The 26,084-nt window shown below is 65.4% G+C and carries 24 protein-coding genes; all 24 read left to right on the top strand.

The features are described from left to right. Window position 1: 1 nt before the first annotated feature. The 24 genes from scpB (at window position 2) to glnA (ending at window position 25,943) form a co-directional block, all read left to right on the top strand. Window positions 2–811 carry an SMC-Scp complex subunit ScpB gene (scpB, locus tag DELCS14_RS07955; protein WP_013801168.1) on the top strand — a complete coding sequence of 270 codons (810 nt, stop codon included), beginning with the start codon at window positions 2–4 and terminating at the stop codon, window positions 809–811. Beyond that, window positions 808–2,211 carry a pseudouridine synthase gene (locus DELCS14_RS07960; RefSeq protein WP_013801169.1) on the top strand — a complete coding sequence of 468 codons (1,404 nt, stop codon included), beginning with the start codon at window positions 808–810 and terminating at the stop codon, window positions 2,209–2,211. Before scpB ends, DELCS14_RS07960 begins: the two co-directional genes overlap by 4 nt. 169 nt (window positions 2,212–2,380) lie before the next feature. Beyond that, complete coding sequence (ndk, locus tag DELCS14_RS07965) at window positions 2,381–2,806, top strand: nucleoside-diphosphate kinase (protein ID WP_012206822.1); 426 nt, start codon at window positions 2,381–2,383, stop codon at window positions 2,804–2,806. 92 nt (window positions 2,807–2,898) lie between these two features. After that, window positions 2,899–4,023, top strand: a complete 1,125-nt coding sequence (rlmN, locus tag DELCS14_RS07970) for a 23S rRNA (adenine(2503)-C(2))-methyltransferase RlmN (RefSeq protein ID WP_034396288.1) — start codon at window positions 2,899–2,901, stop codon at window positions 4,021–4,023. Window positions 4,024–4,120: 97 nt separating this feature from the next. Continuing rightward, window positions 4,121–4,933, top strand: coding sequence for a type IV pilus biogenesis/stability protein PilW (pilW, locus tag DELCS14_RS07975; RefSeq protein ID WP_083829063.1), 813 nt, complete (start codon window positions 4,121–4,123; stop codon window positions 4,931–4,933). Further along, window positions 4,926–5,945: a RodZ domain-containing protein gene (locus tag DELCS14_RS07980; RefSeq protein WP_013801172.1), complete on the top strand. Its 1,020-nt coding sequence runs from the start codon at window positions 4,926–4,928 to the stop codon at window positions 5,943–5,945. Before pilW ends, DELCS14_RS07980 begins: the two co-directional genes overlap by 8 nt. 2 nt (window positions 5,946–5,947) lie before the next feature. Further along, complete coding sequence (gene ispG / locus DELCS14_RS07985; RefSeq protein ID WP_012206818.1) at window positions 5,948–7,231, top strand: flavodoxin-dependent (E)-4-hydroxy-3-methylbut-2-enyl-diphosphate synthase; 1,284 nt, start codon at window positions 5,948–5,950, stop codon at window positions 7,229–7,231. Window positions 7,232–7,416: 185 nt separating this feature from the next. Then, a complete protein-coding gene (gene hisS / locus DELCS14_RS07990) occupies window positions 7,417–8,676 on the top strand; it encodes a histidine--tRNA ligase (RefSeq protein WP_216595210.1) in 1,260 nt (419 codons plus the stop codon). Between the two features lie 70 nt (window positions 8,677–8,746). Then, a complete protein-coding gene (locus tag DELCS14_RS07995) occupies window positions 8,747–9,430 on the top strand; it encodes a tetratricopeptide repeat protein (protein WP_012206816.1) in 684 nt (227 codons plus the stop codon). A 20-nt stretch (window positions 9,431–9,450) separates the two neighbouring features. Continuing rightward, the gene (bamB, locus tag DELCS14_RS08000) at window positions 9,451–10,608 is read left to right on the top strand and encodes an outer membrane protein assembly factor BamB (protein WP_013801174.1); all 1,158 of its coding nucleotides are present in this window, start codon (window positions 9,451–9,453) and stop codon (window positions 10,606–10,608) included. Between the two features lie 15 nt (window positions 10,609–10,623). Further along, window positions 10,624–11,970 carry a ribosome biogenesis GTPase Der gene (gene der, locus DELCS14_RS08005; RefSeq protein WP_012206814.1) on the top strand — a complete coding sequence of 449 codons (1,347 nt, stop codon included), beginning with the start codon at window positions 10,624–10,626 and terminating at the stop codon, window positions 11,968–11,970. Window positions 11,971–12,072: 102 nt separating this feature from the next. After that, window positions 12,073–12,324: an RNA chaperone Hfq gene (hfq, locus tag DELCS14_RS08010; RefSeq protein WP_012206813.1), complete on the top strand. Its 252-nt coding sequence runs from the start codon at window positions 12,073–12,075 to the stop codon at window positions 12,322–12,324. Window positions 12,325–12,391: 67 nt separating this feature from the next. Then, window positions 12,392–13,606 (top strand): GTPase HflX, encoded by a 1,215-nt coding sequence (gene hflX, locus DELCS14_RS08015; RefSeq protein WP_012206812.1) that lies wholly within the window; start codon window positions 12,392–12,394, stop codon window positions 13,604–13,606. A gap of 71 nt (window positions 13,607–13,677) precedes the next feature. After that, the gene (gene hflK / locus DELCS14_RS08020; protein ID WP_012206811.1) at window positions 13,678–15,072 is read left to right on the top strand and encodes an FtsH protease activity modulator HflK; all 1,395 of its coding nucleotides are present in this window, start codon (window positions 13,678–13,680) and stop codon (window positions 15,070–15,072) included. Window positions 15,073–15,084: 12 nt separating this feature from the next. After that, window positions 15,085–15,975: a protease modulator HflC gene (hflC, locus tag DELCS14_RS08025; protein WP_012206810.1), complete on the top strand. Its 891-nt coding sequence runs from the start codon at window positions 15,085–15,087 to the stop codon at window positions 15,973–15,975. Between the two features lie 200 nt (window positions 15,976–16,175). Next, entirely contained in the window at window positions 16,176–17,324 is a 1,149-nt protein-coding gene (locus tag DELCS14_RS08030) for an ATP phosphoribosyltransferase regulatory subunit (RefSeq protein ID WP_013801175.1), read from the top strand. A gap of 39 nt (window positions 17,325–17,363) precedes the next feature. After that, the gene (locus tag DELCS14_RS08035; protein WP_012206808.1) at window positions 17,364–18,740 is read left to right on the top strand and encodes an adenylosuccinate synthase; all 1,377 of its coding nucleotides are present in this window, start codon (window positions 17,364–17,366) and stop codon (window positions 18,738–18,740) included. A gap of 43 nt (window positions 18,741–18,783) precedes the next feature. After that, a complete protein-coding gene (locus DELCS14_RS08040; protein WP_012206807.1) occupies window positions 18,784–19,308 on the top strand; it encodes a phosphoribosyltransferase in 525 nt (174 codons plus the stop codon). A 287-nt stretch (window positions 19,309–19,595) separates the two neighbouring features. Next, complete coding sequence (locus DELCS14_RS08045) at window positions 19,596–20,723, top strand: beta-propeller fold lactonase family protein (protein WP_325100473.1); 1,128 nt, start codon at window positions 19,596–19,598, stop codon at window positions 20,721–20,723. Beyond that, window positions 20,723–21,541 (top strand): polysaccharide deacetylase family protein, encoded by an 819-nt coding sequence (locus DELCS14_RS08050; protein ID WP_013801176.1) that lies wholly within the window; start codon window positions 20,723–20,725, stop codon window positions 21,539–21,541. The genes DELCS14_RS08045 and DELCS14_RS08050 overlap by 1 nt, the downstream gene beginning before the upstream one ends. A 39-nt stretch (window positions 21,542–21,580) precedes the next feature. Continuing rightward, complete coding sequence (locus tag DELCS14_RS08055) at window positions 21,581–22,561, top strand: sterol desaturase family protein (RefSeq protein WP_013801177.1); 981 nt, start codon at window positions 21,581–21,583, stop codon at window positions 22,559–22,561. Window positions 22,562–22,576: 15 nt separating this feature from the next. Further along, the gene (locus DELCS14_RS08060) at window positions 22,577–23,476 is read left to right on the top strand and encodes an EI24 domain-containing protein (RefSeq protein ID WP_013801178.1); all 900 of its coding nucleotides are present in this window, start codon (window positions 22,577–22,579) and stop codon (window positions 23,474–23,476) included. Then, window positions 23,473–24,291 (top strand): molybdopterin-binding protein, encoded by an 819-nt coding sequence (locus DELCS14_RS08065; protein WP_013801179.1) that lies wholly within the window; start codon window positions 23,473–23,475, stop codon window positions 24,289–24,291. Before DELCS14_RS08060 ends, DELCS14_RS08065 begins: the two co-directional genes overlap by 4 nt. Before the next feature lie 236 nt (window positions 24,292–24,527). Further along, window positions 24,528–25,943, top strand: coding sequence for a type I glutamate--ammonia ligase (gene glnA, locus DELCS14_RS08070; protein WP_012206801.1), 1,416 nt, complete (start codon window positions 24,528–24,530; stop codon window positions 25,941–25,943). The last annotated feature ends 141 nt before the right edge of the window (window positions 25,944–26,084 follow it).

The raw sequence follows: 26,084 nt of genomic DNA on the forward strand, positions 1-26,084 counted from the left end.
CATGAATACGGTAGATGCCAAGCGGGTCCTGGAAACTGCATTGATCTGTGCGCCGCAGCCTGTCACGCTGCGTGAGCTGCGCTCGCTGTTCGATGACGTGCTGGGCTCCGACACGCTGAAGGACCTGCTGCTGGACCTGCAGAAAGACTGGGCGCAAAAGGGTGTGGAGCTGGTGCAGGTGGCGTCTGGATGGCGCTTCCAGAGCCGGCCCGAGATGCGGGTCTATCTGGACCGGCTGCATCCCGAAAAGCCGCCACGCTACACCCGCGCGACCCTGGAGACGCTGGCGATCATCGCCTACCGCCAGCCAGTGACGCGTGGCGACATCGAGGACATACGCGGCGTGACGGTCAACAGCCTGCTGATCAAGCAACTGGAAGACCGGGGATGGATCGAGGTCATTGGCCACCGGGAAACCGTGGGCCGGCCCTCTTTGTTCGCCACCACGCGCCAGTTTCTGGACGACCTGGGCCTGCAGTCGCTGGACCAGTTGCCCATGCTCGAGGAGCCCGAATCCCAGCAAAGCCTGTTCAAGGCGCTGGAAGAGTCGGGTGCGCAGGAATTGGCAGCGGACGAGGCCGCGCCAGCCGGTGACGCTCCCTTGCCCGAAGAGCCCCAGGGCGAGACAGATGCCACGGAATCGGACGGGGCAGATGCCGCAATGGCAGCAGATACGGCTCAAGCAGATGCAGCAGACCTGGCGGATGCGGCAGATGCAGCGGATGCGGCAGAGGCAACAGACGCAACGGATACAGCGGATACAACGGATACGGACGGCGCTGCAAAGCAGGCCGAAGAAGGAAAGCCATGACGGGTAGTGATATCTCCAAAGACCAGGACGCCCAGCCGGCGTCCGATGAGGCCGGCGCGCAGCGCAAGGCCCGCCCCGCGCGCTCGCGCGCTCCCAAGGCCGGGCCGCGGCCCGGCGCCAAGCCTGTGCGCAAGCCGCGTCCGGCCGCCGAGGCGGTGCATGCCGAAGACACCGTGCAAGAGCTGGTGACGGCTGACGCATCAGAGTCAAGCGACTCGGGGTCTGTCGAAGGCTACGGTTTTGCGGACGTCATCTCGGGCGAACTCGACGCTGCCGAAGAACGCGACGATGCCGCGCCTGCCAAGCGCGTGCTGCTGCCCCAGGTCGATTCGCCCAAGCTGCACAAGGTGCTGGCCCAGGCCGGGCTGGGATCGCGCCTCGAAATGGAGCAGCTCATTCTTGAAGGCCGCATCTCGGTCAACAACGAGCCTGCCCACGTGGGCCAGCGCATCCAGTTCGGCGACCAGATCAAGGTCAATGGCCAGCCCATCCGCTTTCGCATCGACCCGCCGCCGGCGCGTGTCATCGCCTATCACAAGCCCGTGGGCGAGGTCGTCACGCATGACGATCCGCAAAACCGTCCCACGGTGTTCCGCAAGCTGCCTCGCCTGCAGCATGGCAAATGGCAATCGGTGGGTCGCCTGGACCTGAACACCGAAGGCCTGCTGCTGTTCACCAGCTCGGGCGAGCTGGCCAACTCCCTGATGCACCCGCGCTTCGGCCTGGAGCGCGAATACGCAGCCCGCGTGCTGGGCGCGCTCAGCAAGGAAGAAAAGCAGCGCCTGACCGACGGCGTGCAGCTGGAAGACGGCGTGGCCGCCTTCGGCTCCATTGAGGACGGCGGTGGTGAAGGCGCCAACTGCTGGTACCGCGTGACCATTTCCGAAGGCCGCAACCGCGAAGTGCGCCGCATGTTCGAGGCGGTGGGCCATGCCGTGAGCCGGCTGATCCGCATCCGCTACGGCGCCATGGTGCTGCCGCGCGGCCTCAAGCGCGGCGCCTGGGTGGAGCTGGACCAGGCCGATATCCAGTCCCTGGCTTCGGCAGCCGGCATGCAGGCGCGTGCGCCCGCTGCACCCAAGCCACCGGCCGGAGGCCGCCGTGGTGGCCCGGCAGACCGCAACACCGTTCGCCGCGAAGGCGGCGGCCGCTACTTCGACGGCAATCGCCCGGCGCCCAACGCCATGCTCGACGGCCCGCGTGCCAAGCCTGCCGCCAAGGGCGGCAAGGCTGACGGCGGCCAGGGACAGGGCAAGGGGCAGGGCGGCGCAGGCGGGCGGGGCAAGGGCGGCGGCAGCCAGCAGCCCGATCCGATGCGTACATCGGTGGGCTACATCGGCTCCGACAGCCTGTCGCGTGCACGCCAGAACGCCAAGCGCAAGCCGGGAGGACGCCGCTGAAAGGCGGCCGGGCGGTCCGCCTTCTGGTTCATCCAGCGGCGGTCGGCCCGCCCTGTAAGCCTGCCATTTGGCAGCACCATGTCATCAAGGACTTTGATGGCACAGCTAGAATCAACGGTTTTGTCCAATTGACAAAAATCCATAGTAACCCTGATTAGGAACCATTCAAATGGCCATCGAACGCACTCTTTCCATCATCAAGCCCGACGCCGTTGCCAAGAACGTGATCGGCCAGATCTACGCACGCTTCGAAGGCGCTGGCCTGAAGGTCATCGCTGCCAAGATGGTGCACCTGTCGCGCGGCGAAGCCGAGCAGTTCTACGGCGTCCACAAGGAGCGTCCTTTCTTCAAGGACCTGGTGGACTTCATGGTCTCCGGCCCCGTGATGATCCAGGCTCTGGAAGGCGAGAACGCCATCCTGAAGAACCGCGAACTGATGGGCGCCACCGACCCCAAGAAGGCTGAGAAGGGCACGATCCGCGCCGACTTCGCCGACAGCATCGACGCCAACGCCGTGCACGGCTCTGACGCCGCTGAAACTGCAGCCGTGGAAGTGGCTTTCTTCTTCCCCGGCATGAACGTCTACTCGCGCTAATCCCCGCGTCTTCCGCGGCCGTCATGGTCTGTCCGGTGCAGGCCGTGCCTGCCGCGGAAGAGCCGAGAGCGGCGTGGCACCGGCCTGCCGACATGAATACCAATTTGCTAGATTTTGATCTCGACGGACTTGCCGCTTACTGCGAACAACTCGGCGAGAAGCGTTTCCGCGCGACGCAGCTGTTCCGCTGGATCCACCAGCGAGGCGCCAGCGACTTCGACCAGATGAGCGATCTGGCCAAGTCCCTGCGCGAAAAGCTCAAGGCGTGTGCCCACATCACGGCCCTGCCGGTTCTGACCGAGCATGTGTCTGCCGATGGAACAGTCAAGTGGCTGTTCGACGTGGGGGGCGGCGATGCCGTCGAAGCCGTTTTCATTCCCGAAGATGATCGGGGCACGCTGTGCGTGTCATCCCAGGCGGGCTGCGCCGTGGGCTGCCGCTTCTGCTCCACGGGTCACCAGGGCTTCAGCCGCAACCTCAGCACGGGCGAGATCCTGGCTCAGCTGTGGTATGCCGAGCATGCGCTGCGCAAGCGCCTGGGCACGGGCGGCGAGCGCGTCATCTCCAACGTGGTGATGATGGGCATGGGCGAGCCGCTGCAGAACTACACGGCCCTGGTGCCGGCGCTGCGCGCCATGCTCGATGACCATGGCTACGGCCTCTCGCGCCGCCGTGTGACCGTGTCCACCTCGGGCGTGGTGCCGATGATCGACCGGCTGTCCCAGGACTGCGCCGTGGCCATGGCCGTGTCGCTGCATGCGCCCAATGACGAGCTGCGCGACCCGCTGGTGCCGTTGAACCGCAAGTACCCCATCCACGAGCTGCTCGATGCCTGCGAGCGCTACCTGGAATTCGCGCCCCGTGACTTCATCACGTTCGAATACTGCATGCTCGATGGCGTCAATGACCAGCCTGAGCATGCGCGCCAACTGATAGAGTTGGTCCGCGCGCGTGGCGATGGCCGCAGCTGGTGCAAGTTCAACCTGATTCCGTTCAATCCGTTCCCGGCCTCGGGGCTGCTGCGTTCACCCGCAGCGCGGGTGACGGAGTTCGCCAGCCTGCTGAGCAATGCCGGCATCGTGACCACGGTGCGCAAGACACGTGGCGACGACATCGACGCAGCCTGCGGACAGCTGGCTGGCGATGTCAAGGACCGCACGCGCGCTGCCGAGCGCATGGCCAGGCAGCGCACCATTGTTCTCAAGCAGGTGCCTTGAGAAGACCTGGGGCATGCCTGGCATGCCCCGACGGAACAAAGGACAGTTCATGAAGTCAGTGGCTCGGCGGCTGCGAACGGGGGATATCGGTACAGGCATGCGCTGGGCAGTGCCCGCGCTGGTTCTTTTCTTGGCGGGCTGCGCAGGCAAGCAGCCTTTGGTGCCCCCGACGAATTCTGGCTCCGGCAACGCTTCCTCCGTCTCCAATGCCTCGATGGCTTCTGCCGCCGAGGCCGATCCCCGCCGCCGCGCAAGCATCCGCCTGGAGCTGGCGGCTTCCTATTTCCAGGCTGGCCGCATCGATGTGGCCCTGGAAGAGGTGAACCAGGCGCTGGCCGCTGACCCCAGTTCCGCCGACGGCTACGGCCTGCTGGCCCTGATCTACATGCGCAACCAGGACTGGGATCAGGCCGACGTCAGCCTGCGCAAGGCGATGTCGCTGCGTCCCCAGGACGGCGACCTGCAGCACAACTACGGCTGGCTGCTGTGCCAGCGCAAGCAATACGCGCAAGCCCAGGAATGGCTGGACAAGGCCCTGGCCCAGCCCGGCTACCTGGAGCGCCCCAAGACCTGGATGGCCAAGGGCCTGTGCCTGCAGCAGGCCGGCCTGCTGGTCGAGGCCCAGCAGGCGCTGCTCAAGGGCTATGAACTCGATCCCGCCAACCCGGTGATCGCCTACCACCTGAGCAACGTGATGCTGCAGGGCGGCGATGCCAAGAGGGCGCAGTTCTACATCCGGCGCCTGAACAGCAGTCCCCAGTCCAATGCGGAAAGCCTGTGGCTGGGGATCAAGATAGAGAGGGCGCTGCAGCAATCTGCAGCGATGCGGCAGCTGGCTGACCAGCTGCACCAGCGCTTCCCCGAGTCCCGCCAATGGCTGGCCTACGAGCGTGGAGCATTCAATGAGTGAGGTGTTGGCGGTGCATGACGAAGCAGGTACGCAAGGCGAGAACGCACAAACTTCCATGACGGCGGGCACGCTGCTGCGCCAGGCGCGCGAGGCGGCGGGTCTGTCTCTGGCCGGGCTGGCGGCGGCACTCAAGGTGCCAGCCCCCAAGCTGGAGGCGCTGGAGGCGGATGACTACGCCGCATTCCAGGACCATGTCTTCATGCGGGCGCTGGCGCAAAGCGTCTGCCGCACGCTGCGCATGGACTCGGCATCGGTGCTGGCCCTGCTGCCGCGCACCCAGCTCAAGAGCCTGGCCGATGATCGCGGCAGCATCAACGCCACGTTCAAGGAGCGCTCCTTCAAGGCCACCGGAACATCGCTGGGACGTGAAAACGGCTCGCGCAAGGTGGCCATCATCGTGCTGCTGCTGCTGGCCGCTGCCGCTGCCGTCTACTTCCTGCCCAAGCATGAAGGCGACGCCGAAGAGCCGCAGGCCGGCGCTTCCGATGCCGCTGCCCTGGTGCAGCCTGCAGGGACTGTGTCCGAGCCCGTGGCCGCCCAGGAGCCCGTTGCGCCTGCGGCGACGACGCCGGCCGATGTGCCGGCTGCATCTGCCCCTGCACCTGCACCTGCACCTGCACCTGCATCTGCATCTGCATCTGCACCGGCAACTTCAGCGCCTGCAGCGGCAGCCGTTCCGGCTCCTGCGTCCACCACAACGCCTGCTGCCCCTGCCGCCGATGCGCCTGCCGAGGGCGCAGCAGCGACATCGGCAGCCACCGCAGGGCAAACGCCTGGTGGCGTGCTGGTCATGAAGGCCAACGCACAATCGTGGGTACAGGTCAAGGATTCCAGCGGCCGCGTGGTGCTGCAAAAGACGCTGGCGGCCGGTGAATCCATTGGCGCCGAGGGCGCGCTGCCGCTGTCGGTCATCGTCGGCAATGCCAGCGGCACCGAGGTGCGTGTGCGTGGCGAATTGCTGGAAGTCGCCAAGACCACCCGCGACAATGTGGCCCGCTTTGAGGTGAAGTGACCGTGCAAGATCTCCCCATCACGCAGCAGCCGATAGCGATTGCCTCGCCGCTGCCGCGCAAGTCCCGCCAGGCCCGTGTGGTCTGGCGCAACAACGTCGTCACCGTGGGTGGCGATGCGCCTGTGCGCGTGCAGTCCATGACCAACACCGATACGGTGGACGCGGTCGAGACGGCCATCCAGGTGCGCCAGCTGGCCCAGGCCGGCTCGGAGATGGTGCGCATCACCGTCAACACGCCCGAGGCGGCCGCCGCCGTGCCCTACATCCGCGAGCAGCTGGACCGCATGGGCGAGTACGTGCCGCTGGTGGGTGACTTCCACTACAACGGCCACCGCCTGCTCACCGAATACCCGGCCTGTGCCGAGGCGCTGTCCAAGTACCGCATCAACCCCGGCAACGTGGGCAAGGGCGACAAGAAGGACAAGCAGTTCGGCCAGATGATCGAGGCGGCGGCCCGCTACGACAAGGCCGTGCGCATCGGTGTCAACTGGGGCTCGCTGGACCAGGAATTGATGGCCCGGCTGATGGACGAGAACTCGCGCCGCGCCCAGCCCTGGGACACGCGCCAGGTCATGTTCGAGGCGCTGATTTCCTCTGCCGTCGATTCCGCGCGCCTGGCCGAGTCCATGGGGCTGAACGGCGACAACATCATCCTGTCGTGCAAGGTCAGCGGCGTGCAGGACCTGATCTCGGTCTACCGGGCCCTTGCGCAACGCTGCGACTATGCGCTGCACCTGGGCCTGACCGAAGCCGGCATGGGCACCAAGGGCACGGTGGCCTCGGCCGCCGCGCTGTCCGTGCTGCTGCAGGAAGGCATTGGCGACACCATCCGCGTCTCGCTCACGCCCCAGCCCGGCGAGGCGCGCACGCAGGAAGTGGTGGTCGCCTCCGAAATCCTGCAGGCCCTGGGCCTGCGCATCTTCGTGCCCAGCGTCACGGCCTGCCCGGGCTGCGGCCGCACCACCAGCACCACCTTCCAGGAACTGGCCAAGCAGATCGATGACTATCTGCGTGGCCAGATGCCGCTGTGGCGCATGAAGTATCCCGGTGTCGAGGCGATGAAGGTGGCCGTGATGGGCTGCATCGTCAACGGCCCCGGCGAGAGCAAGCACGCCAACATCGGCATCAGCCTTCCCGGCACGGGCGAGGCGCCCGCCGCCCCGGTCTACATCGACGGGGAAAAGGCGCTCACGCTGCGCGGCGAGCGGATTGCCGAGGAATTCCAGGCACTGGTCGAAAATTATGTGGCGCGCACCTATGGCGCCACCGCCGCTGCACCCGCCTGATCGGCTGCACCGAGCATTGCAGTTATTGCAAAATAGATAGCGCACCACGCTTTGCCTCATTGGCTCTCACGCGAAACAGGCGTTGAGAGCATGGGGCGAAAAAAGCGGGGTCAGCGCCTGTTTCCGAGCATTCATCGAACGAGAACAACGTGGCCAAACCCGAAAAACTTTCCGCCGTCAAAGGCATGAACGACATTCTTCCCGCCGAGTCCGCTCGCTGGGAATGGCTGGAAGCGCAGGTGCGTGAATTGATGGCGCGCTTTGCCTACCGCAACGTGCGCACGCCCATCGTCGAGCATACGCAGCTGTTCGTTCGTGGCATCGGCGAGGTGACGGACATTGTCGAGAAGGAGATGTACTCCTTCGAGGACAAGCTCAACGGCGAGCGCCTGACGCTGCGCCCCGAAGGCACGGCCAGCCTGGTGCGCGCCACCATCGAGAACAATCTGCTGTACGACGGCGGCAAGCGCATGTGGTACATGGGGCCCATGTTCCGCCATGAGCGCCCGCAGCGCGGCCGTTACCGCCAGTTCCACCAGATCGGCGCCGAGGCCCTGGGCTTTGCCGGCCCCGATGTCGATGCCGAACTCATCATGCTGGCCGTTTCCCTGTGGAAGCAGCTGGGCCTGACCCAGTGGCGCCTGGAAATCAACAGCCTGGGCCAGCCCGAGGAGCGCCAGGCACACCGCCAGGCCCTGATCGCCTACCTGGAGCAGCACCAGGACGTGATGGACGAAGAGGCCAAGCGCCGCATGTACAGCAACCCGCTGCGCGTGCTGGACACCAAGAACCCCGCCATGCAGGACATGGTCAACGGCGCGCCGCGCCTGCTGGACTTCCTGGGCGAGGGCTCGCTGGCCCACTTCGACGGGCTCAAGGCCATCCTGGACGCCAACGGCGTGCCCTGGACCGTGAACCCGCGCCTGGTGCGCGGCCTGGACTACTACAACCTGACGGTGTTCGAGTTCATCACCGACATGCTGGGCTCGCAGGGCACCATCTGCGCGGGCGGCCGCTACGACTACCTGATCGAACAGGTGGGCGGCAAGAGCGCGCCTGCCGTGGGCTGGGCATTGGGTGTGGAGCGCGTGCTGGAACTCGTCAAGGAGCTCGGCACCGACATTCCCGCGCCCACGCTGCATGCCTATGCCATCGTCCCCGATGTGGCGGCCATGCCCGTGGCGCTGCGCACCCTGCAGCAGCTGCGCGAGGCCGGTGTGCGCGTGCAGATGCACGCGGCCAGCGCCGAAGGCATGGGCAGCATGAAGTCGCAGTTCAAGAAGGCCGATGCCAGCGGCGCACATTTCGCGCTGATCTTCGGCTCCGATGAGCTGCAGCAGGGCCTGGTCACCGTCAAGTCGCTGCGCGACGGCGCGGGCCAGCAGGTGCAGCAAGCCCTGGCTGATGCGGCCCAATGGGCTGCCACCCTACAATCGGCGGTTTGACCAGCATCCGCAGCTTTTCAAGCGACCGCTCCAGCGGCGACCTCCATACATAAAGCGACACAGGCGATCCATGGCAAACCATTTCGATCTCGAAGAACAAGAGCAGATAGAGCAGCTCAAGCATTTCTGGAATACCTGGGGCACGTTGATCACCGGCGTGCTCGTGGTCATCTTCGTCGGCTTTGCCGGCTGGAATGGCTACCAGTACTGGGAAAAGCGCCAGGCCACGCAGGCTGCCGCTCTGGCGCATGCCGTTGACGTGGCGCTGGCTGGCAAGGACGCGGCGCGCGCTGGCCAGGCCTTCGCCGATCTCAAGGACAAGTACGCCGGCACCACGCAGGCGGCCCAGGCCGGCCTGCTGCTGGCCAAGGCTGCAGTGGACGAAGGCAAGCTCGATGACGCCAAGGCAGCCCTGAGCTGGGTGGCCGACAAGGGCGACGAAGGCTATAAGGCCCTGGCCAAGCTGCGCCTGAGCGCCGTGCTGGAGCAGCAAAAGCAATACGACGAAGCCCTCAAGGCGCTGGAAGGCAGCATGCCCGAATCCTTCGCCGGCATCGTGGCCGATCGCCGTGGCGACATTCTTGCGGCCCAGGGCAAGCAGGCCGAGGCCATTGACGCCTACCAGCGCGCCCATGCCGCCCTGGACAAGGGCGTGGACTATGGCCGTCTGATCGAGTTCAAGCTCAATGCGCTGGGTGCTGAACCCACCGTGCTGGCACAGGCCAAGACGTCGACTTCGGAGAAGCAACCTTGAAAACCTCGGCTGATCAATTGATGGCGATTTCGCGCCCGCGCGGCGTTGCGCGCTGGATGGCTCTGAGCCTGCTGGCCGGTGCCCTGGGTGGCTGCTCCACCGTGTCCTCGTGGTTCAGCAGCGACACCAAGCCCAAGCCCCAGGAGCTGGGTGCCAACCCCGGCCTGCTGGCCGTGCACCAGGCCTGGACCGCCAAGCTCGGCGCCGAAGTGCCGCTGGCCACCGACATCCATGTGCAGGGCGACACGCTGCTGATCGCTGCCAAGGACGGCAGCGTCACGGCCCTCGATGCACGCAACGGAAGCCAGCTGTCGCGCTTCACTGTGGGCGAGCCGCTGACCGCAGGCGTGGGCGGTGACGCCGAGCGCCAGGCCGTGCTGACGCGCAGCAACCAGGTCATCGTCTACTCGCAAGGCAAGCAGCTGTGGAAGCAGCCGCTGCCCGCAGCCGCCTACACGCCGCCGCTGGTCGCGGGAGGCCGCGTCTTCGTGCTGGCAGCCGACCGCTCGCTGGCCGCTTTCGATGCCGCCAACGGCCGCAAGCTGTGGACCGCACAGCGCCCGGGCGAGCCCCTGGTGCTGCGCCAGCCCGGCGTGCTGATCGCCGTGGGCAACACGCTGGTGGCCGGCCTGTCGGGCCGCATGGTGGGTATCGATCCCGACACCGGCGCCGTGCGCTGGGAGGCCCCGCTGGCCAGCCCGCGCGGCACCAATGACGTGGAGCGCCTGGTGGACCTCGTGGGCCGCGTCAGCCGTGTCGGTGACAGCGTCTGCGCGCGTGCCTTCCAGGCTGCCGTGGGCTGTGTGGATACGCAAAACGCATCGGTGCGCTGGACCCAGCCGTCCAAGGGTGCCGATGGCATCGACGGCGATGGTGATTCCGTGTTCGGCGCCGAGAGCAATGGCACCGTCCAGGCCTGGCGCCGCGGCGACGGCTCGCGCGTGTGGTCCATCGACCAGCTGCAGCACCGCCGCCTGACGGCGCCGTTGATGCTGGGCCGCTCGGTGGTGTTTGGTGATGACTATGGTGTGGTGCACCTGCTGTCCAAGACGGACGGACAGGCGCTGGCACGATTGAAGACGGACGACTCCGGCGTGGCCTCGCCCCCGGTATCGGCTGCCAATACGCTGGTGGTGGTAAGCCGCAGCGGAACTGTGTACGGCTTCAGGCCGGATTGATAGGTATTTTCGGGAATGAAGCCAGTTATTGCCCTGGTAGGGCGACCCAATGTGGGCAAATCGACGCTGTTCAATCGGCTGACCAAGTCGAGGGATGCAATCGTCGCGGATTTCGCGGGCCTCACGCGTGACCGCCACTATGGACAGGGCCGCCAGGGTAAGCACGAGTACATCGTGATCGATACCGGCGGTTTTGAGCCAGATGCATCCAGCGGCATCTTCAAGGAGATGGCGCGCCAGACGCAGCAGGCTGTTGCCGAGGCTGACGTCGTGGTCTTCGTTGTCGATGCGCGCCTGGGCATGTCCGCCCAGGACCACGACATCGCCAAGTACCTGCGCCGGCTGGGCAAGCCCTGCGTGCTCGTGGCCAACAAGGCCGAGGGCATGAAGGAAGGCGTGCAGCTGACCGAGTTCTACGAACTGGGCCTGGGCGACGTGCTGCCGGTTTCCGCAGCACACGGGCAGGGCGTGCGCGACCTGCTCGACCTGGCCCTGGGCCAGCTCAACCTGCCCGAGCCCGAGGAAGACGACCCCTTCGACGATGTGGCCCAGAAGCCCATCCGCCTCACCGTGGCAGGGCGCCCCAATGTCGGCAAATCCACGCTGATCAACACCTGGCTGGGTGAGGAGCGGCTGGTCGCCTTCGACATGCCGGGCACTACGCGCGACGCCATCTCGGTGCCCTTCGAGCGCGCCGGCCAGAAGTTCGAGCTGATCGACACGGCAGGCCTGCGCCGCAAGGGCCGGGTGTTCGAGGCGATCGAGAAGTTCTCCGTGGTCAAGACGCTGCAGGCCATCGAGAGCGCCAACGTCGTGCTGCTGCTCATCGATGCCACGCAGGGCGTGACCGACCAGGATGCGCACATTGCCGGCTACGTGCTGGAAAGCGGCCGTGCCGTGGTGCTGGCCGTGAACAAATGGGATGCGGTGGACGACTACCAGCGCCAGATGCTGGAGCGCTCGATCGAGACGCGCCTGTCCTTCCTCAAGTTCGCTCCCATGCATTTCATCTCGGCGGAAAAGCGCCAGGGCCTGGGTCCGCTGTGGAACTCCATCATCCAGGCGCACAAGGCTGCCACCTGCAAGATGCCCACGCCGGTGCTCACGCGCCTGCTGATGGAGGCCGTACAGTTCCAGACGCCCAAGAAGACGGGTATCTACCGCCCCAAGATGCGCTATGCGCACCAGGGTGGCATGAACCCTCCGGTCATCGTCATACACGGCAATTCGCTCGAGCATGTGACGGAGGCCTACAAGCGCTTCCTCGAAGGGCGATTCCGGAAGGAATTCAATTTGGTCGGCACGCCGTTGCGGATCGAGTTGAAAACCTCTCATAATCCTTTTGCCGACAAGGACAAGTAACAAGCTACGGGATTTCGGGAAAACCCTTGTGCGAACAAGGGCCCCAAAACACTGTGGTAAGGTGTCGGTTTACAACAACACTCTTCGAACACGGAGAATATCGTGAGCAACAAAGGCCAACTCCTCCAAGACCCGTTCCTGAACGCGCTTCGCCGCGAACATGTTCCGGTGTCCATCTACCTCGTCAACGGCATCAAGCTGCAAGGCCAGATCGAATCCTTCGACCAGTACGTGGTTCTGCTTCGCAACACCGTCACGCAGATGGTTTACAAGCACGCCATCTCCACCATTGTTCCCGGCCGCGCCGTGAACTTCTCCACGGCCGAAGCTGCCGGCAGCGACGCCAGCGCTTGAGCTCGCTGCGCCCTGATGCCTCCCCGCACCGCCGGGGAGCTTCCTCACCCTTCGGGAGAGGTTTTTCTTGAGTTCTGAATCTTTTGACCGGTCCACGCCAACGCCAGTGCTGCTGGTGGGCGTGGATTTCGGCTTTCCCCATTTCGATGGCGAGTTGGAAGAGCTGGGCCTGCTGGCCGGCACGGCCGGCCTGCGTCCCGTTGCACGCCTGACCTGCAAGCGCAAGGTGCCCGATGCGGCGCTGTTCGTGGGCAGCGGCAAGGCCGACGAAATCCGCATGCTCGCCCAGATGCACGGTGCCCAGGAGGTGCTGTTCGACCAGGCCCTGAGCCCGGCCCAGCAGCGCAACCTGGAACGCCATCTGCAGATGCCGGTCAACGACCGCACCCTGTTGATCCTGGAGATCTTCGCCCAGCGCGCGCGCAGCCATGAAGGCAAGCTGCAGGTGGAGCTGGCGCGCCTGCAATACGTGGCCACGCGCCTCGTGCGGCGCTGGACCCACCTGGAGCGGCAGATGGGCGGCATCGGCGGCCGTGGCGGCCCTGGCGAGAAGCAGATCGAGCTGGACCGCCGCATGATCGACGAGTCGATCAAGCGCACCAAGGAGCGGCTGCAGAAGGTCAAGAAGCAGCGCGCCACGCAGCGTCGGCGGCGCGAGCGCCATGGCATCTTCAATATCTCTCTGGTTGGCTACACCAACGCCGGCAAGTCCACGCTGTTCAATGCGCTGGTCAAGGCGCGCGCCTATGCGGCCGACCAGCTGTTCGCCACGCTGGACACGACCACGCGCCAGCTGTACCTGAATGAAGCCCAGCAATCGGTGTCCCTGTCGGATACCGTGGGGTTCATCCGCGACCTGCCGCATGGCCTGGTCGATGCATTCCAGGCCACGTTGCAGGAGGCGATCGATGCCGATCTTCTGCTGCATGTGGTCGACGCCTCCAATCCGAATTTCCCAGAGCAAATCCAACAAGTCCAGAAAGTTCTGAAGGAAATCGGTGCCCAGGAGGTGCCTCTGGTACTGGTTTTCAACAAATTGGACGCCGTCGATCCGGAGCGGCTTCCAGCGCAGTTGCAGGACCAGTACGAGCTTGACGGGCTGCCTGTTTCACGGGTGTTCGTCAGCGCCCGCTCCGGCGAGGGACTGCCACAGCTGCGGCAGTTGCTGGCCGAGCATGCGCTGCGCGCGGAGGCGGAACACGCCGAAGCGCACGGTGGTGATGAGCGGGATCAGGAGGAGGTGGATGGCGCGATGCCCCCTGGGCAGGACGCCGAATACTAGGGGCTAGCGCCCTGATTGGGCAAAATGCCGATTGGGTCCCTGTCTTTACCGAAGAAACCGAGACTTCTCGCATGAATCTTTCACAACGCGCCCATCGCTGGGCGATGCTGCCGCAGCGCCTTCGCGGGATGTTCAACCTGAATGATCCGCGATGGGGACGTGGCGACGACAAGAACGACGATGCTTCGCGCCCCGATGCCGACCGTCCCGCGCCGCCGCCCCCGCCTGCGGAGCCTGCACGCGACAACCGCGACAGCCGTGACAACCGCCCCTCGTCGGGCGGCGGCCAGCCGCCTGATCTGGATGAGCTGTGGCGCGACCTCAACCGCAAGCTCTCGGGCCTGTTCGGCGGCAAGCCGGGCGGCGGTCGTGGCCAGCCGCCCATCCGCAATGGCGGTGGCAGCCAGCCGCCGGACATGCGCAGCGCCGGCATGGGCGTGGGCCTGATCGCCGGCATTGCCTTCATCATCTGGATGGGCACGGGCATCTTCATCGTCCAGGAAGGCCAGCAGGCCGTCATCACCCAGTTCGGCAAGTACAAGAGCACGGTGGGCGCCGGCATCAACTGGCGGCTGCCGTACCCGATCCAGCGCCATGAACTGGTCTTCGTGACGCAGATCCGCTCGGCCGACGTGGGGCGCGACACCATCATCAAGAGCACGGGCCTGCGCGAGTCGGCCATGCTCACCGAGGACGAGAACATCGTCGAGATCAAGTTCGCCGTTCAGTACCGCCTGAGCGACGCGCGCGCCTGGCTGTTCGAGAGCAAGAACCCGTCCGAGGCCGTGGTCCAGGCCGCAGAGACTGCCGTGCGCGAAGTCGTCGGCAAGATGAAGATGGATACGGCGCTGGCCGAGGAGCGCGACCAGATCGCCCCGCGCGTGCGCGACCTGATGCAGACCATCCTGGACCGCTACAAGGTGGGCGTGGAAGTCGTGGGCATCAACCTGCAGCAAGGCGGCGTGCGTCCGCCCGAGCAGGTCCAGGCGGCCTTCGACGACGTGCTGCGTGCCGGCCAGGAGCGTGAGCGTGCCAAGAACGAAGCGCAGGCCTACGCCAACGACGTGGTGCCGCGCGCAGCCGGCTCGGCAGCGCGCCTGCTGGAAGAGTCCAACGGCTACAAGGCCCGCATCGTGGCCCAGGCCCAGGGTGATGCGCAGCGCTTCAGCTCGGTGTTCACCGAGTACCAGAAGGCGCCCCAGGTCACGCGCGACCGCATGTACCTGGAAACCATGCAGCAGATCTACGGCAACGTGACCAAGGTGCTGGTTGAATCGCGCCAGGGCTCCAACCTGCTGTACCTGCCGCTGGACAAGATCATGCAAGGCGTGAGCGGCAATGTGCCGGCAGCCGACAGCTCGGCGGCCCCCAGCACCCAGGCGCCTGCGCCTGCCGCCATTCCCGGCCTTTCGAACGATGCGCGCAGCCGCGACAGCAGTCGCAGCCGTGACCGCGAAGCACGCTGAGGAGCAGCCCAAGTGAACCGAGTTGGATTTTTCATCACCAGCATTCTTCTGGCGCTCGCGCTGCTCAGCTCCATGCTGTTCGTCGTCGATCAGCGCCAGTTCGGCGTGGTCTATGCCCTGGGTCAGATCAAGGAAGTGATCACCGAGCCGGGCCTGAACATCAAGATGCCGCCGCCGTTCCAGAACGTGCGCTACATCGACAAGCGCCTGCTCACGCTGGACAGCACCGACACCGAGCCCATGCTCACTGCCGAAAAGCAGCGCGTGGTCATCGACTGGTACGTGCGCTGGCGCATCTCCGATCCGTCGGAGTACATCCGCAATGTGGGCCTGGACGAGTCGGCTGGCGCCATGCAGCTCAACCGCGTGGTGCGCAATGCCTTCCAGGAGGAAATCAACCGCCGCACCGTGCGCGAACTGCTGTCCAGCAAGCGCGATGCGCTGATGAACGACGTCAAGCGCGAAGTGCTGGAGACCGTGCGCGGCGCCAAGCCCTGGGGCGTGGACGTGGTCGATGTGCGCATCACGCGCGTGGACTATGCCGAGACGATCACGGAATCGGTCTACCGCCGCATGGAGGCCGAGCGCAAGCGCGTGGCCAACGAGCTGCGCTCCACCGGCGCCGCCGAAGGCGAGAAGATCCGCGCCGAGGCCGATCGCCAGCGCGAGATCACCATCGCCAATGCCTACCGTGATGCCCAGAAGATCAAGGGCGAGGGCGATGCCGAGGCCGCCCGGACCTACGCCGAGGCCTTTGGCAAGGACCCGCAGTTTGCGCAGTTCTACCGCAGCCTGGAGGCCTACAAGGCCAGCTTTGCCAAGAAGAGCGATGTGCTCGTGCTCGATCCTTCGCAGACCGATTTCTTCAAGGCCTACCGCAGTGGTGGAAGCTCTGGAAAATAAGCGCGCCTGAGCGGCAATGCCGCCCGGCCCCTGCACGGCGCCCCTGTTGGGGCGCCTTTTTTTCTTGCGCCGCCGCTGTCGCCCCTGCACCGAATCGATTCGGAATACCGAACACCCGCCGTGGGCCTTGGGTCACCCCCAATTTGGGCTGGCCCGCAACAGCCGGTAGAATCACGTTTTTAACAGCCTCCCCCTTTTCCATGTCTGCTTGGGTCCTGCCGGATCACATCGCCGATGTCTTGCCTTCCGAGGCCCGGCACATCGAAGAATTGCGTCGAGGCCTGCTCGATACAGCGCGTGGCTATGGCTATGAACTGGTCATGCCGCCCATGCTGGAGTACCTCGAATCCCTGCTCACCGGCACAGGGGAGGCGCTGGACCTGCAGACCTGCAAGCTCATCGACCAGCTGACAGGCCGCACCATGGGTCTGCGTGCAGACACCACGCAGCAGGTGGCCCGCATCGACGCCCATCTGCTCAACCGCAAGGGCCTCACGCGCCTGTGCTACTGCGGCCCCGTCGTCCATGCCCGCCCTGACCGCCCCCGCGCCACGCGCGAGCCGCTGCAGTTCGGTGCCGAGATCTACGGCCACCAGGGCATGGAAGCCGACCTGGAGGCACTGCACCTGGCGCTGGACTGCCTGCGCAGCGCAGGCGTCACCAACATCAATGTCGATCTGGCCGATGTGCGCATCGTGCGCAGCCTGCTGGCTGGCGTGATGGTGGACATGCAGGTGCTGCGCGGCGTGCACGCTGCGCTGGCCGCCAAGGATGCGAGCGAGCTCGAGCGCCTCACGCGCGACTTCCCTGCCTCCTCGCGCGAAGGCCTGATGGCCCTGCTGCAGCTGTACGGCGGCATCGAGGTGCTGGACCGCGCCGAGAAGCTGCTGGCCCGCACCGCAGGCGTGCAGCCTCTGCTGGATCAGCTGCGCTGGCTGGCGCAGCGCCTCGAAGGCGTGAGCGTGAGCTTCGATCTGGCCGATCTGCGCGGCTATGCCTACTACAGCGGCACGCGCTTCGCCATCTATGTGCCGGGTGCCAGCGATGCGCTGGTGCGCGGCGGCCGCTATGACGAGGTGGGTGCGGTCTTTGGCCGCAACCGGCCCGCCGCCGGCTTCAGCCTGGACATCAAGCAGCTCGTCGCCGTCGTGCCCGAGCGCCCGCTCAAGGCTGCCATCCGCGCGCCCTGGGGCGACGATCCCCAGGTTGCGGCTGCCATTGCTGCATTGCGCCGGCAGGGCGAGACCGTGGTCTGCGTGCTGCCAGGGCATGAAAGCGAAGTGGACGAATTCCACTGCGACCGCGAGCTCGTGCAGGTTGCCGGGCAGTGGGCCGTGCAAGCCATCTGACGCATTTGTCAATTTCTTCGGATTTCATCGGATTTGAATATGAAAGCTACCAAAGGTCGCAACGTGGTCGTGGTCGGCACCCAGTGGGGTGACGAAGGCAAGGGCAAGCTGGTGGACTGGCTGACCGAAAGCGCCCAGGGCGTGGTCCGCTTCCAGGGTGGCCACAACGCTGGCCACACGCTGGTCATCAACGGCGTGAAGACCGCACTGCACCTGATCCCCAGCGGCATCATGCGCCCCGGCGTGAAGTGCTATATCGGCAACGGCGTGGTGCTCTCTGCCGCCAAGCTGTTCGAGGAAATCGAAGGTCTGGAGAAGGCCGGCGTGCAGGTGCGTGACCGTCTGCGCGTGTCCGAAGCCTGCCCGCTGATCCTGCCCTTCCACTCGGCGCTGGACGTGGCGCGCGAAGCTGCGCGCGAGCAGGGCGGCACCGAGAAGATCGGCACCACCGGCCGTGGCATCGGCCCCGCCTACGAGGACAAGATTGCCCGCCGCGCACTGCGTGTGCAGGACCTCAAGTACCCCGAGCGCTTCGCCACCAAGCTGCGCGAACTGCTGGCCCTGCACAACCACATCCTGGTCAACGTACTGGGTTCGAAGAACTTCACCTTCGGTGACGCGCTCAAGCCGTACATCAAGGATGGCGAAGTGCAATTCGACGCGGTGTACGAAGAGGCCATGCGCCATGCCGAGCTGCTCAAGCCCATGATGGCTGATGTCTCCCGCGAGCTGAACGCCGCGCACGCCGAAGGCGCCAACCTGCTGTTCGAAGGCGCGCAGGGCACGCTGCTGGACGTGGACCACGGCACCTATCCCTATGTCACCTCGTCCAACTGCGTCGCCGGCAATGCGGCTGCAGGCTCGGGCGTGGGCCCCGGCATGCTGCACTACATCCTGGGCATCACCAAGGCCTACTGCACCCGCGTGGGCGGCGGTCCTTTCCCCACCGAACTGGATTGGGAAAAGGAAGGCACGCCGGGCTGGCACATGAGCACCGTGGGCGCCGAAAAGGGCGTGACCACCGGCCGCTCGCGCCGCTGCGGCTGGTTTGACGCCGCGCTGCTCAAGCGCAGCGCCCAGGTCAACGGCCTGTCGGGCCTGTGCATCACCAAGCTCGACGTGCTCGACGGCCTGCAGGAACTGCTGCTGTGCGTGGGCTACGAGCTCGATGGCGAGAAGATCGACCTGCTGCCCATGGGCGCCGACGAGATCGCCCGCTGCAAGCCCATCTATGAGTCCATCCCCGGCTGGACCGATTCCACCGTGGGCGTGACCGACTACGACAAGCTGCCGGCCAATGCCCGCCGCTATCTGGAGCGCATCGAGGAAGTGACGGGCGTGCCCATCGCCATGGTTTCGACCAGCCCCGACCGGGATCACACCATCCTGATGCAAAACCCCTACGCTGCCCAGTGAACCACTGGCGGCTGAACCCCAAGATTGAACCAGGAGCCATTCCATGCTGACGGAAGACGGTCAACACCTGTATGTGAGCTACGACGAATACCACGGACTGATCGAAAAGCTCGCGATCAAAGTGCACCAGTCCGGCTGGGAATTCGACACCATTCTCTGCCTGGCCCGTGGCGGCCTGCGTCCCGGTGACATGCTCAGCCGCATCTTCGACAAGCCGCTGGCCATCATGTCCACCAGCTCCTACCGCGCCGAAGCCGGCACGGTGCAGGGCCATCTGGACATCGCTCGCTTCATCACCACGCCCAAGGGAGAGATCGCCGGCCGCGTGCTGCTGGTCGATGACCTGGCCGATTCGGGCCACACGCTGAACGCCGTGATCGCCATGCTCAAGACCAACTACCCGCCGATCACCGAGCTGCGCAGCGCCGTGATCTGGACCAAGGGCCTGTCGGCTTTCACGCCCGACTACTCGGTGGACTATCTGCCGACCAACCCCTGGATCCACCAGCCCTTCGAGCACTACGACACCCTGCGTCCCGAAAAGCTCATGGAGAAGTGGAAGATCTGATCGCCACTGCGCCTTTGGGTGCATGCCAGCGAAGGGAGCCTGTCGGCTCCCTTTTTCGTTGTGGCGGGTATTTCCATGCGCCGTTGTCATGCCTTGATGCAAGTCATGGATTGGCGCGCTTGCCGCGATATCTCGGGCCAACGTCGCGCAAATGTCGGTTTTTTGCACAGCAGCAAAAGCCGATGCCCCAGAGCGTCCGAGGGGCTGATTGGCGCAGCTACACTGCGCAGATTCTCAGAAGGTGGTGCTTTGTGAAACGTCTTTCCGTCGGGCGCTTGAGCGCGGCTGTGGCTTTGGTTGTGGGCGGCGGTGCGCTGGCCTGGCTGGCCGTGGCATCCCTGCCCGGATCCAAATCGGCCCGCGCGGCCTCGGCCACGTCTGCTGCCGTGCAGGCGCAAGCCGCATCGGCCCAGGCGGCCGCCGTTCCTGCCGCGCCTTCCGTTCCCTCGGCTACGGCAGCTCCTGCGGCCCCGGTCGCGCGTGTCACGCCGCCACCGCAGACTCAGGGCCCCACGCCCATCTTTGTGCTCAACTCGCTTGATGCCAACATCAGCATCGTGGACCCGGTCACCTGGCAGGAGACGGCACGCATTCCCACGGGCAAGGAGCCGCATCACCTGTACCTCACGCCGGACGAGAAATCGTTGGTCGTGGCCAATGCGCTGGGCGACACCCTGACCCTGGTCGATCCGCGCACGGGCGAGGTGCAGCGCGTGATCCGCGACATCATCGACCCCTATCACCTGCGCTTCAGCCCGGACATGAAGTGGTTCGTCACGGCGGCCAACCGCCTCAACCACATCGACATCTACCGCTGGGATGGCCAGAACCCGCAGCTGGTCAAGCGCGTGCCCACGGGCAAGACGCCCAGCCATCTCTGGATCGATGCCAAGAGCACGACCATCTATTCCACCATGCAGGACAGCGATGCCCTGGTGGCCATCGACATCGCCACCCAGACCATCAAGGCCCGCGTGCCCACCGGCCCCATGCCGGCCGATCTCTATGGCAGCCCGGACGGCACCAAGCTGTTCATCGGCCTGACCGGCAGCGATGGCGTGGAAGTGTTCGACATCACCGGCCCCGAGCCGCGCAGCGTGGCCCGCATCAAGACAGCCGCTGGCGCCCACGCCATGCGCGCGGCCGGCGACGGCCGCCACCTGTATGTGAGCAACCGCGTGGCCAACACCATCAGCAAGATCGACATGCAGACCAACCAGGTCGTGGCCAACTACCCGGCACCGGGCGGTCCCGACTGCATGGACGTCTCCGCCGACGGCCGCTACCTGCTGGTCAGCTCGCGCTGGGCGCGCAAGCTGTCGGTGATCGACACCGTGGAAAAGAAGGTGGTCCAGCAGGTCAAGGTCGGCAAGTCGCCGCACGGCGTGTGGACGCTGGCCCACGCGCAACGCTGATGGACCGCCGTCTCTTTGCGCAATCGCTGGCCGGTGCGGCGGCTTTCGGCCTGCTGCGCCCCGCGCTGGCGGCAGGGCAGGGCACAGGCTGTGCCAAGACCGTGTATCTGACCTTCGACACGGGCCACATGGGCATTGCCGACCTGGTGGCCGATGTGCTCAAGCGCCATGCGGTGCCAGTGACGTTTTTCGCGGCCAACGAGCCCACCCAGCAAGGCGATGGCAGCCTGGGCGAGACTTGGGCGCCCTGGTGGCGCGCACGCGCTGCCGAAGGCCATGAATTCGCCTCGCACACCTACGACCACATGTACTGGCGCGGTGATCTGCGCGCCTCGAAGAACGGGCCGGTCACGGGTTTTCGCGTGCGCCCCTCGGCAGGGCCTCGCGCCAACGAGAACTTCACGGTCGATGCGGCAGGCTATTGCGACGAGATCCGCCGATCCGCACAGCGGCTGCAGCAGATCACGGGGCGCAAGCCCCTGCCGCTGTTCCGTGCGCCCGGCGGCAAGACCTCGCCCGCGCTGCTGGATGCTGCGCGGCAGGGCGGCTACATGCATGTGGGCTGGGCCAGCGCGGGTTTTCTGGGCGATGAGCTGCCCAGCGACCGCTACCCGAATGCGCAACTGCTGGCCCAGGCGCTCAAGAACATCCGCAGCGGAGACATCCTGCTGGCCCATCTGGGCATCTGGTCACGCAAGGACCCCTGGGCACCGGCCGTGCTGGAACCTTTGGTCACGGGCCTGCTCAAGCAGGGGTTCTGCTTCCGCACACTGCGGGAGCATCCCGACTATCGGGATTGGGTAGCAAAATTCGCATAGTGTCCGCGCGCGCAGCGCGGCGGGCGATGGGAGCGTGGTGTGGACTGGTGGATTCAGTGGTTCGGTAATGCGCAGCAGCGCCTGTTCGAGGGCGTTGTCCAGCCTGTGCTCTTTTGGCTGGGACAGGCCAGCCTGCTGGAGGATGCCTACGACGCCACAGGCTGGCTGCTGGTGGGCCTGCTGCAGATCTTCATCATGGTGGCCGTGATCGCGCCGCTGCAGTACTGGCGGCCCGTCGAGCCCGTTACCGACCGGCGCGCCATCCATGTGGACATCATCTATACCGTGGTGCACCGGCTGGGCCTGTTCCGGCTGGCCCTGTTCTTCACGCTGGATCCGCTGTGGGACGAGCTCATGGGCCGCCTGCATGTCTGGGGGCTGCCGAGCTTTCACCTCGACGGCGTGTGGCCCGGCGTCACCGACCTGGCCTGGGTCAGCCTGATCATTTATCTGCTGGCCTTCGACTTCCTGGACTACTGGATACACCGCGGCCAGCACAGCATCGGCTGGTGGTGGAAGCTGCATGCGCTGCACCACTCGCAGCGCCAGATGACGGTGTGGAGCGACAACCGCAACCACCTGCTCGACGATGTGATCCGCGACACCATCATCGTGCTCGTGGCCCAGCTCATCGGCGTGGCTCCAGGCCAGTTCGTGGCCATCGTGGCCTTCACCCAGCTCAGCGAGAGCTTCCAGCATGCCAACCTGCGCGTCTGGTTCGGCACCATCGGCGAGCGGCTGTGGATCAGCCCGCGCTTTCACCGCCGCCACCACGCCATCGGCATAGGCCACGAGCCCATGGCGCCCGTGCGCAACAAGAAGGCGCATGGCAACAACTTCGGCGTGCTGCTGCCCTGGTGGGACATGCTGTTCGGCACCGCCAACTTCGAGCTGCGCTTCGATCCCACCGGCGTGCGCGACCAGGTCCAGCCCAATGCCCAGGGCCAGCTGCGCGACTACGGCCAGGGCTTTTGGGCCCAGCAATGGCGTGGGTTCCTAAGGTTGATGGGTCGCGCTTGAGGCTGGGCTCGGGGTATGCTTGCCGGCATGGGCTTGCTACTCGATTCCTTCTGGCGTGCGACGGCGTATTGCCTGCATAAGCGGGTGATTGCATGGTCGCTGTTTCCCTTGCTGTTCATGGCCATCACGGCCTGGCTGCTGGGCTATTTCTTCTGGGCCGATGCCGTCGTCTGGACGGAAGGGGTCCTGCAGGGCGTGGGCTGGCTGCACACCGTCTGGTCCTGGATGGGCGTGCAATCGCTGCCCGAGCTGGTGGCGCCGGTGCTGGTCGTGCTCTCGGTCACGCCGGTGCTGGTCGTGGTCTCGCTGCTGCTGGTGGCGCTGTTCATGACGCCGGCCCTGGTCGAGCTGGTGGCCCAGCGGCGTTTTCCCGCGCTGGAGCGCAGGCAGGGCGCCACCCTGGTCGGCAGCCTGGTGTGGTCCGCAGGCTCTTCGCTGATTGCCTTGATCGCGCTGCTGGTGTCGGTGCCGCTGTGGTTCGTGCCGCCCCTGGTGGTGGTGATCCCGCCGCTGATCTGGGGCTGGCTGACCTACCGCGTCATGGCCTTTGACGCGCTCTCTGCCCACGCCAGCAAGCCCGAGCGCCGCAGCCTGTTCCTGCGCCACCGCCTGGCGCTGATGCTCATGGGCGTGGTCTGCGGCTATCTGGGCGCGGCGCCGGCCATTGTCTGGGCCTCCGGCGTGGTCTTCATCGCGGCCTTCTGGATACTGATTCCGGTGGCCATCTGGATCTATGCGCTGATCTTCGCTTTCTCCTCGCTGTGGTTTGCCCACTTCTGCCTGGCCGCGCTGCAGCGCATGCGGGAGGAGGAACCGGCGCTGCCCGACACCCCCATCGTGCCCTACGCTCCCGACGCGCCGCTCGGAGCCGGCGCGGCCTCTCCCCCCACCACCCCGCAAGAAAAGACCTCATGACCCTTCAAGTAGGCGCACTCATCATCGGAGACGAAATCCTGTCGGGCAAGCGTGCCGACAAGCACCTTCCCAAGCTGATCGAGCTGCTGGGCGCGCGTGGCCTGTCCCTGGCCCATGCCGAGTACGTGGGCGATGACAGGGCGCGCATCACCGACGCCCTGCGCCGCGCCTTCGCATCGCAGGCCGTGGTCTTCAGCTTTGGCGGCATAGGCGCCACCCCCGACGACCACACGCGCCAATGCGCGGCCGAGGCCCTGGGCGTGCCGCTGGCACTGCACCCGGAAGCCGTGGCCCTCATCCGCGAGCGCATGCGCGATGTGGCCACCGAAGAAGGCAAGCCCTACGAACCCCAGCGCGCCGACAACCTGCACCGGCTGCAGATGGGCAACTTCCCAGAAGGCGCGCGCATCATCCCCAACGTCTACAACAAGATCCCGGGCTTTTCATGCTCGGGCGCAACGGGCACCGTGCACTTCGTGCCCGGTTTCCCTGTCATGGCCTGGCCCATGGTCGAGTGGGTGCTGGAGCAGCGCTACGCCAAGCATTTCCACAGCACGGTGCAGCGGGAGCATTCGGTCATCGTCTACGGCGGCATGGAGGCCACGCTGACGCCGCTGATGGTGGCCATAGAGCGCGACCACCCGGGCGTCAAGGTGTTCAGCCTGCCCAGCGTGGATGATTCCAAGCACGGCCGGCACATAGAACTTGGTGTCAAGGGCGAAGCTGGTGCCGTCACCAAGGCCTGGCCCACGCTGCTGGAAGGATTGCACTCATTTGGTGCAAGTCTTGGCCCTGAATTGGTGCGCAATATCTGATTTACGGGCCGGCCCCTGAATCTGCACCGATTTGGTGAAGATGCCGGGCGGTGGATCGAATGCCGACAGAGGCCTCAATGTCATCCACAAGCCCTTCCCAAGGCGGCAGAATCACGGGGCTGGCGCGCCAAGCAGGTGCCAGTCTGCAGGCATGCACTCAATGGATGCAGCCTGGCACGCAAACTGCTTAAGAGTATTTATCTTTTTTGATCAGCCAGATTGGCAGGAGAGATCTGATGGCAAAGACCGTTGCAGACGTGTTGAACATGGTGAAGGAGAACGAGGTCAAATTCGTGGACCTTCGTTTTACGGACACCCGTGGCAAGGAGCAGCACGTCACGGTGCCGGTGTCGCACTTCGACGAAGACAAGTTCACCTCGGGCCACGCCTTCGACGGCTCGTCGGTGGCAGGCTGGAAGGGCATTGAAGCATCTGACATGCAGCTGATGCCCGATCCCGCTACCGCGAACATCGACCCCTTCTTTGAAGAGACCACGCTGTTCCTGCAGTGCGATGTGATCGAACCCGGTGATGGCAAGGCCTACGACCGCGATCCCCGCTCCGTGGCCAAGCGCGCCGAAGCCTATCTGAAGGCATCGGGCCTGGGCGACACCGCCTACTTCGGACCCGAACCCGAATTCTTCATCTTCGACGGCGTGCGCTGGAACACCGAACCCGGCAGCACCTTCTACGAAATCGAAGAGTACGAAGCACCCTGGAATTCGGGCGCCAAGTTCGAATCCGGCAACCGCGGCCACCGTCCGCGCAACAAGGGCGGCTACTTCCCCGTGCCCCCCGTGGACAGCACCCAGGATCTGCGCGCCGAAATGGTGCTGCTGCTCGAACAGCTGGGCATTCCCGTCGAAGTGTTCCACCACGAAGTGGCAGGCGCCGGCCAGAACGAGATCGGCACCCGCTTCAGCACCCTGGTGGAGCGCGCCGACTGGACACAGGTCATGAAGTACGTGATCTGGAACGTGGCCAACACCTACGGCAAGACCGCCACCTTCATGCCCAAGCCCTATCCGGGCGACAACGGCTCGGGCATGCACGTGCACCAGTCCGTCTGGAAGGATGGCAAGAACCTGTTCGCAGGTGACGGCTACGCCGGCCTGTCCGACTTCGCGCTGTACTACATCGGCGGCATCATCAAGCACGCCCGTGCCCTGAACGCCATCACCAACCCCGGTACCAACAGCTACAAGCGCCTGGTGCCCGGCTTCGAGGCTCCGGTCAAGCTGGCCTACTCGGCCAAGAACCGCTCGGCATCGATCCGCATCCCCTACGTGGCCAACCCCAAGGGCCGCCGCGTCGAGGCACGCTTCCCCGATCCGCTGATGAACCCCTACCTGGGCTTCTCGGCCCTGCTGATGGCAGGTCTGGACGGCGTGGAAAACAAGATCCATCCCGGCGAAGCCGCGACCAAGGATCTGTACCACCTGCCCCCGGAAGAGGACAAGCTGGTGCCCACGGTCTGCCACAGCCTGGACCAGGCCCTGGAAGCGCTGGACGCGGACCGCTCGTTCCTGACCAAGGGCGGCGTGTTCTCGGACAGCATGCTCGATGCCTACATCGAGCTGAAGATGGGCGAAGTGACCCGTTACCGTCAGGCCGTGCATCCGGTCGAGTACGACATGTACTTCTCGCTGTAAGGCGAGTCGGCAAAAAGGCGGCGCAAGCCGCCTTTTTTGCTTTCGGCCAGGACCTGGGTATGCTGGGCGCGGAACCAAAAGGGGTTGGCCCGCTCAAGAAATGACGTCCAGCCCGGAAGATGGAGCGATACTTGCCCGGAT

Source organism: Delftia sp. Cs1-4, from assembly GCF_000214395.1.
Classification (GTDB): Bacteria; Pseudomonadota; Gammaproteobacteria; order Burkholderiales; family Burkholderiaceae_C; genus Comamonas; species Comamonas acidovorans.

Coding starts and splice junctions, on each gene's coding strand:
- scpB (WP_013801168.1), top strand. CDS start 2: ATGAATACGGTAGATGCCAAGCGGGTCCTGGAAACTGCATTGATCTGT.
- DELCS14_RS07960 (WP_013801169.1), top strand. CDS start 808: ATGACGGGTAGTGATATCTCCAAAGACCAGGACGCCCAGCCGGCGTCC.
- ndk (WP_012206822.1), top strand. CDS start 2,381: ATGGCCATCGAACGCACTCTTTCCATCATCAAGCCCGACGCCGTTGCC.
- rlmN (WP_034396288.1), top strand. CDS start 2,899: ATGAATACCAATTTGCTAGATTTTGATCTCGACGGACTTGCCGCTTAC.
- pilW (WP_083829063.1), top strand. CDS start 4,121: ATGCGCTGGGCAGTGCCCGCGCTGGTTCTTTTCTTGGCGGGCTGCGCA.
- DELCS14_RS07980 (WP_013801172.1), top strand. CDS start 4,926: ATGAGTGAGGTGTTGGCGGTGCATGACGAAGCAGGTACGCAAGGCGAG.
- hisS (WP_216595210.1), top strand. CDS start 7,417: ATGAACGACATTCTTCCCGCCGAGTCCGCTCGCTGGGAATGGCTGGAA.
- DELCS14_RS07995 (WP_012206816.1), top strand. CDS start 8,747: ATGGCAAACCATTTCGATCTCGAAGAACAAGAGCAGATAGAGCAGCTC.
- bamB (WP_013801174.1), top strand. CDS start 9,451: ATGGCGATTTCGCGCCCGCGCGGCGTTGCGCGCTGGATGGCTCTGAGC.
- der (WP_012206814.1), top strand. CDS start 10,624: ATGAAGCCAGTTATTGCCCTGGTAGGGCGACCCAATGTGGGCAAATCG.
- hflK (WP_012206811.1), top strand. CDS start 13,678: ATGAATCTTTCACAACGCGCCCATCGCTGGGCGATGCTGCCGCAGCGC.
- DELCS14_RS08030 (WP_013801175.1), top strand. CDS start 16,176: ATGTCTGCTTGGGTCCTGCCGGATCACATCGCCGATGTCTTGCCTTCC.
- DELCS14_RS08035 (WP_012206808.1), top strand. CDS start 17,364: ATGAAAGCTACCAAAGGTCGCAACGTGGTCGTGGTCGGCACCCAGTGG.
- DELCS14_RS08040 (WP_012206807.1), top strand. CDS start 18,784: ATGCTGACGGAAGACGGTCAACACCTGTATGTGAGCTACGACGAATAC.
- DELCS14_RS08050 (WP_013801176.1), top strand. CDS start 20,723: ATGGACCGCCGTCTCTTTGCGCAATCGCTGGCCGGTGCGGCGGCTTTC.
- DELCS14_RS08060 (WP_013801178.1), top strand. CDS start 22,577: ATGCTTGCCGGCATGGGCTTGCTACTCGATTCCTTCTGGCGTGCGACG.
- DELCS14_RS08065 (WP_013801179.1), top strand. CDS start 23,473: ATGACCCTTCAAGTAGGCGCACTCATCATCGGAGACGAAATCCTGTCG.
- glnA (WP_012206801.1), top strand. CDS start 24,528: ATGGCAAAGACCGTTGCAGACGTGTTGAACATGGTGAAGGAGAACGAG.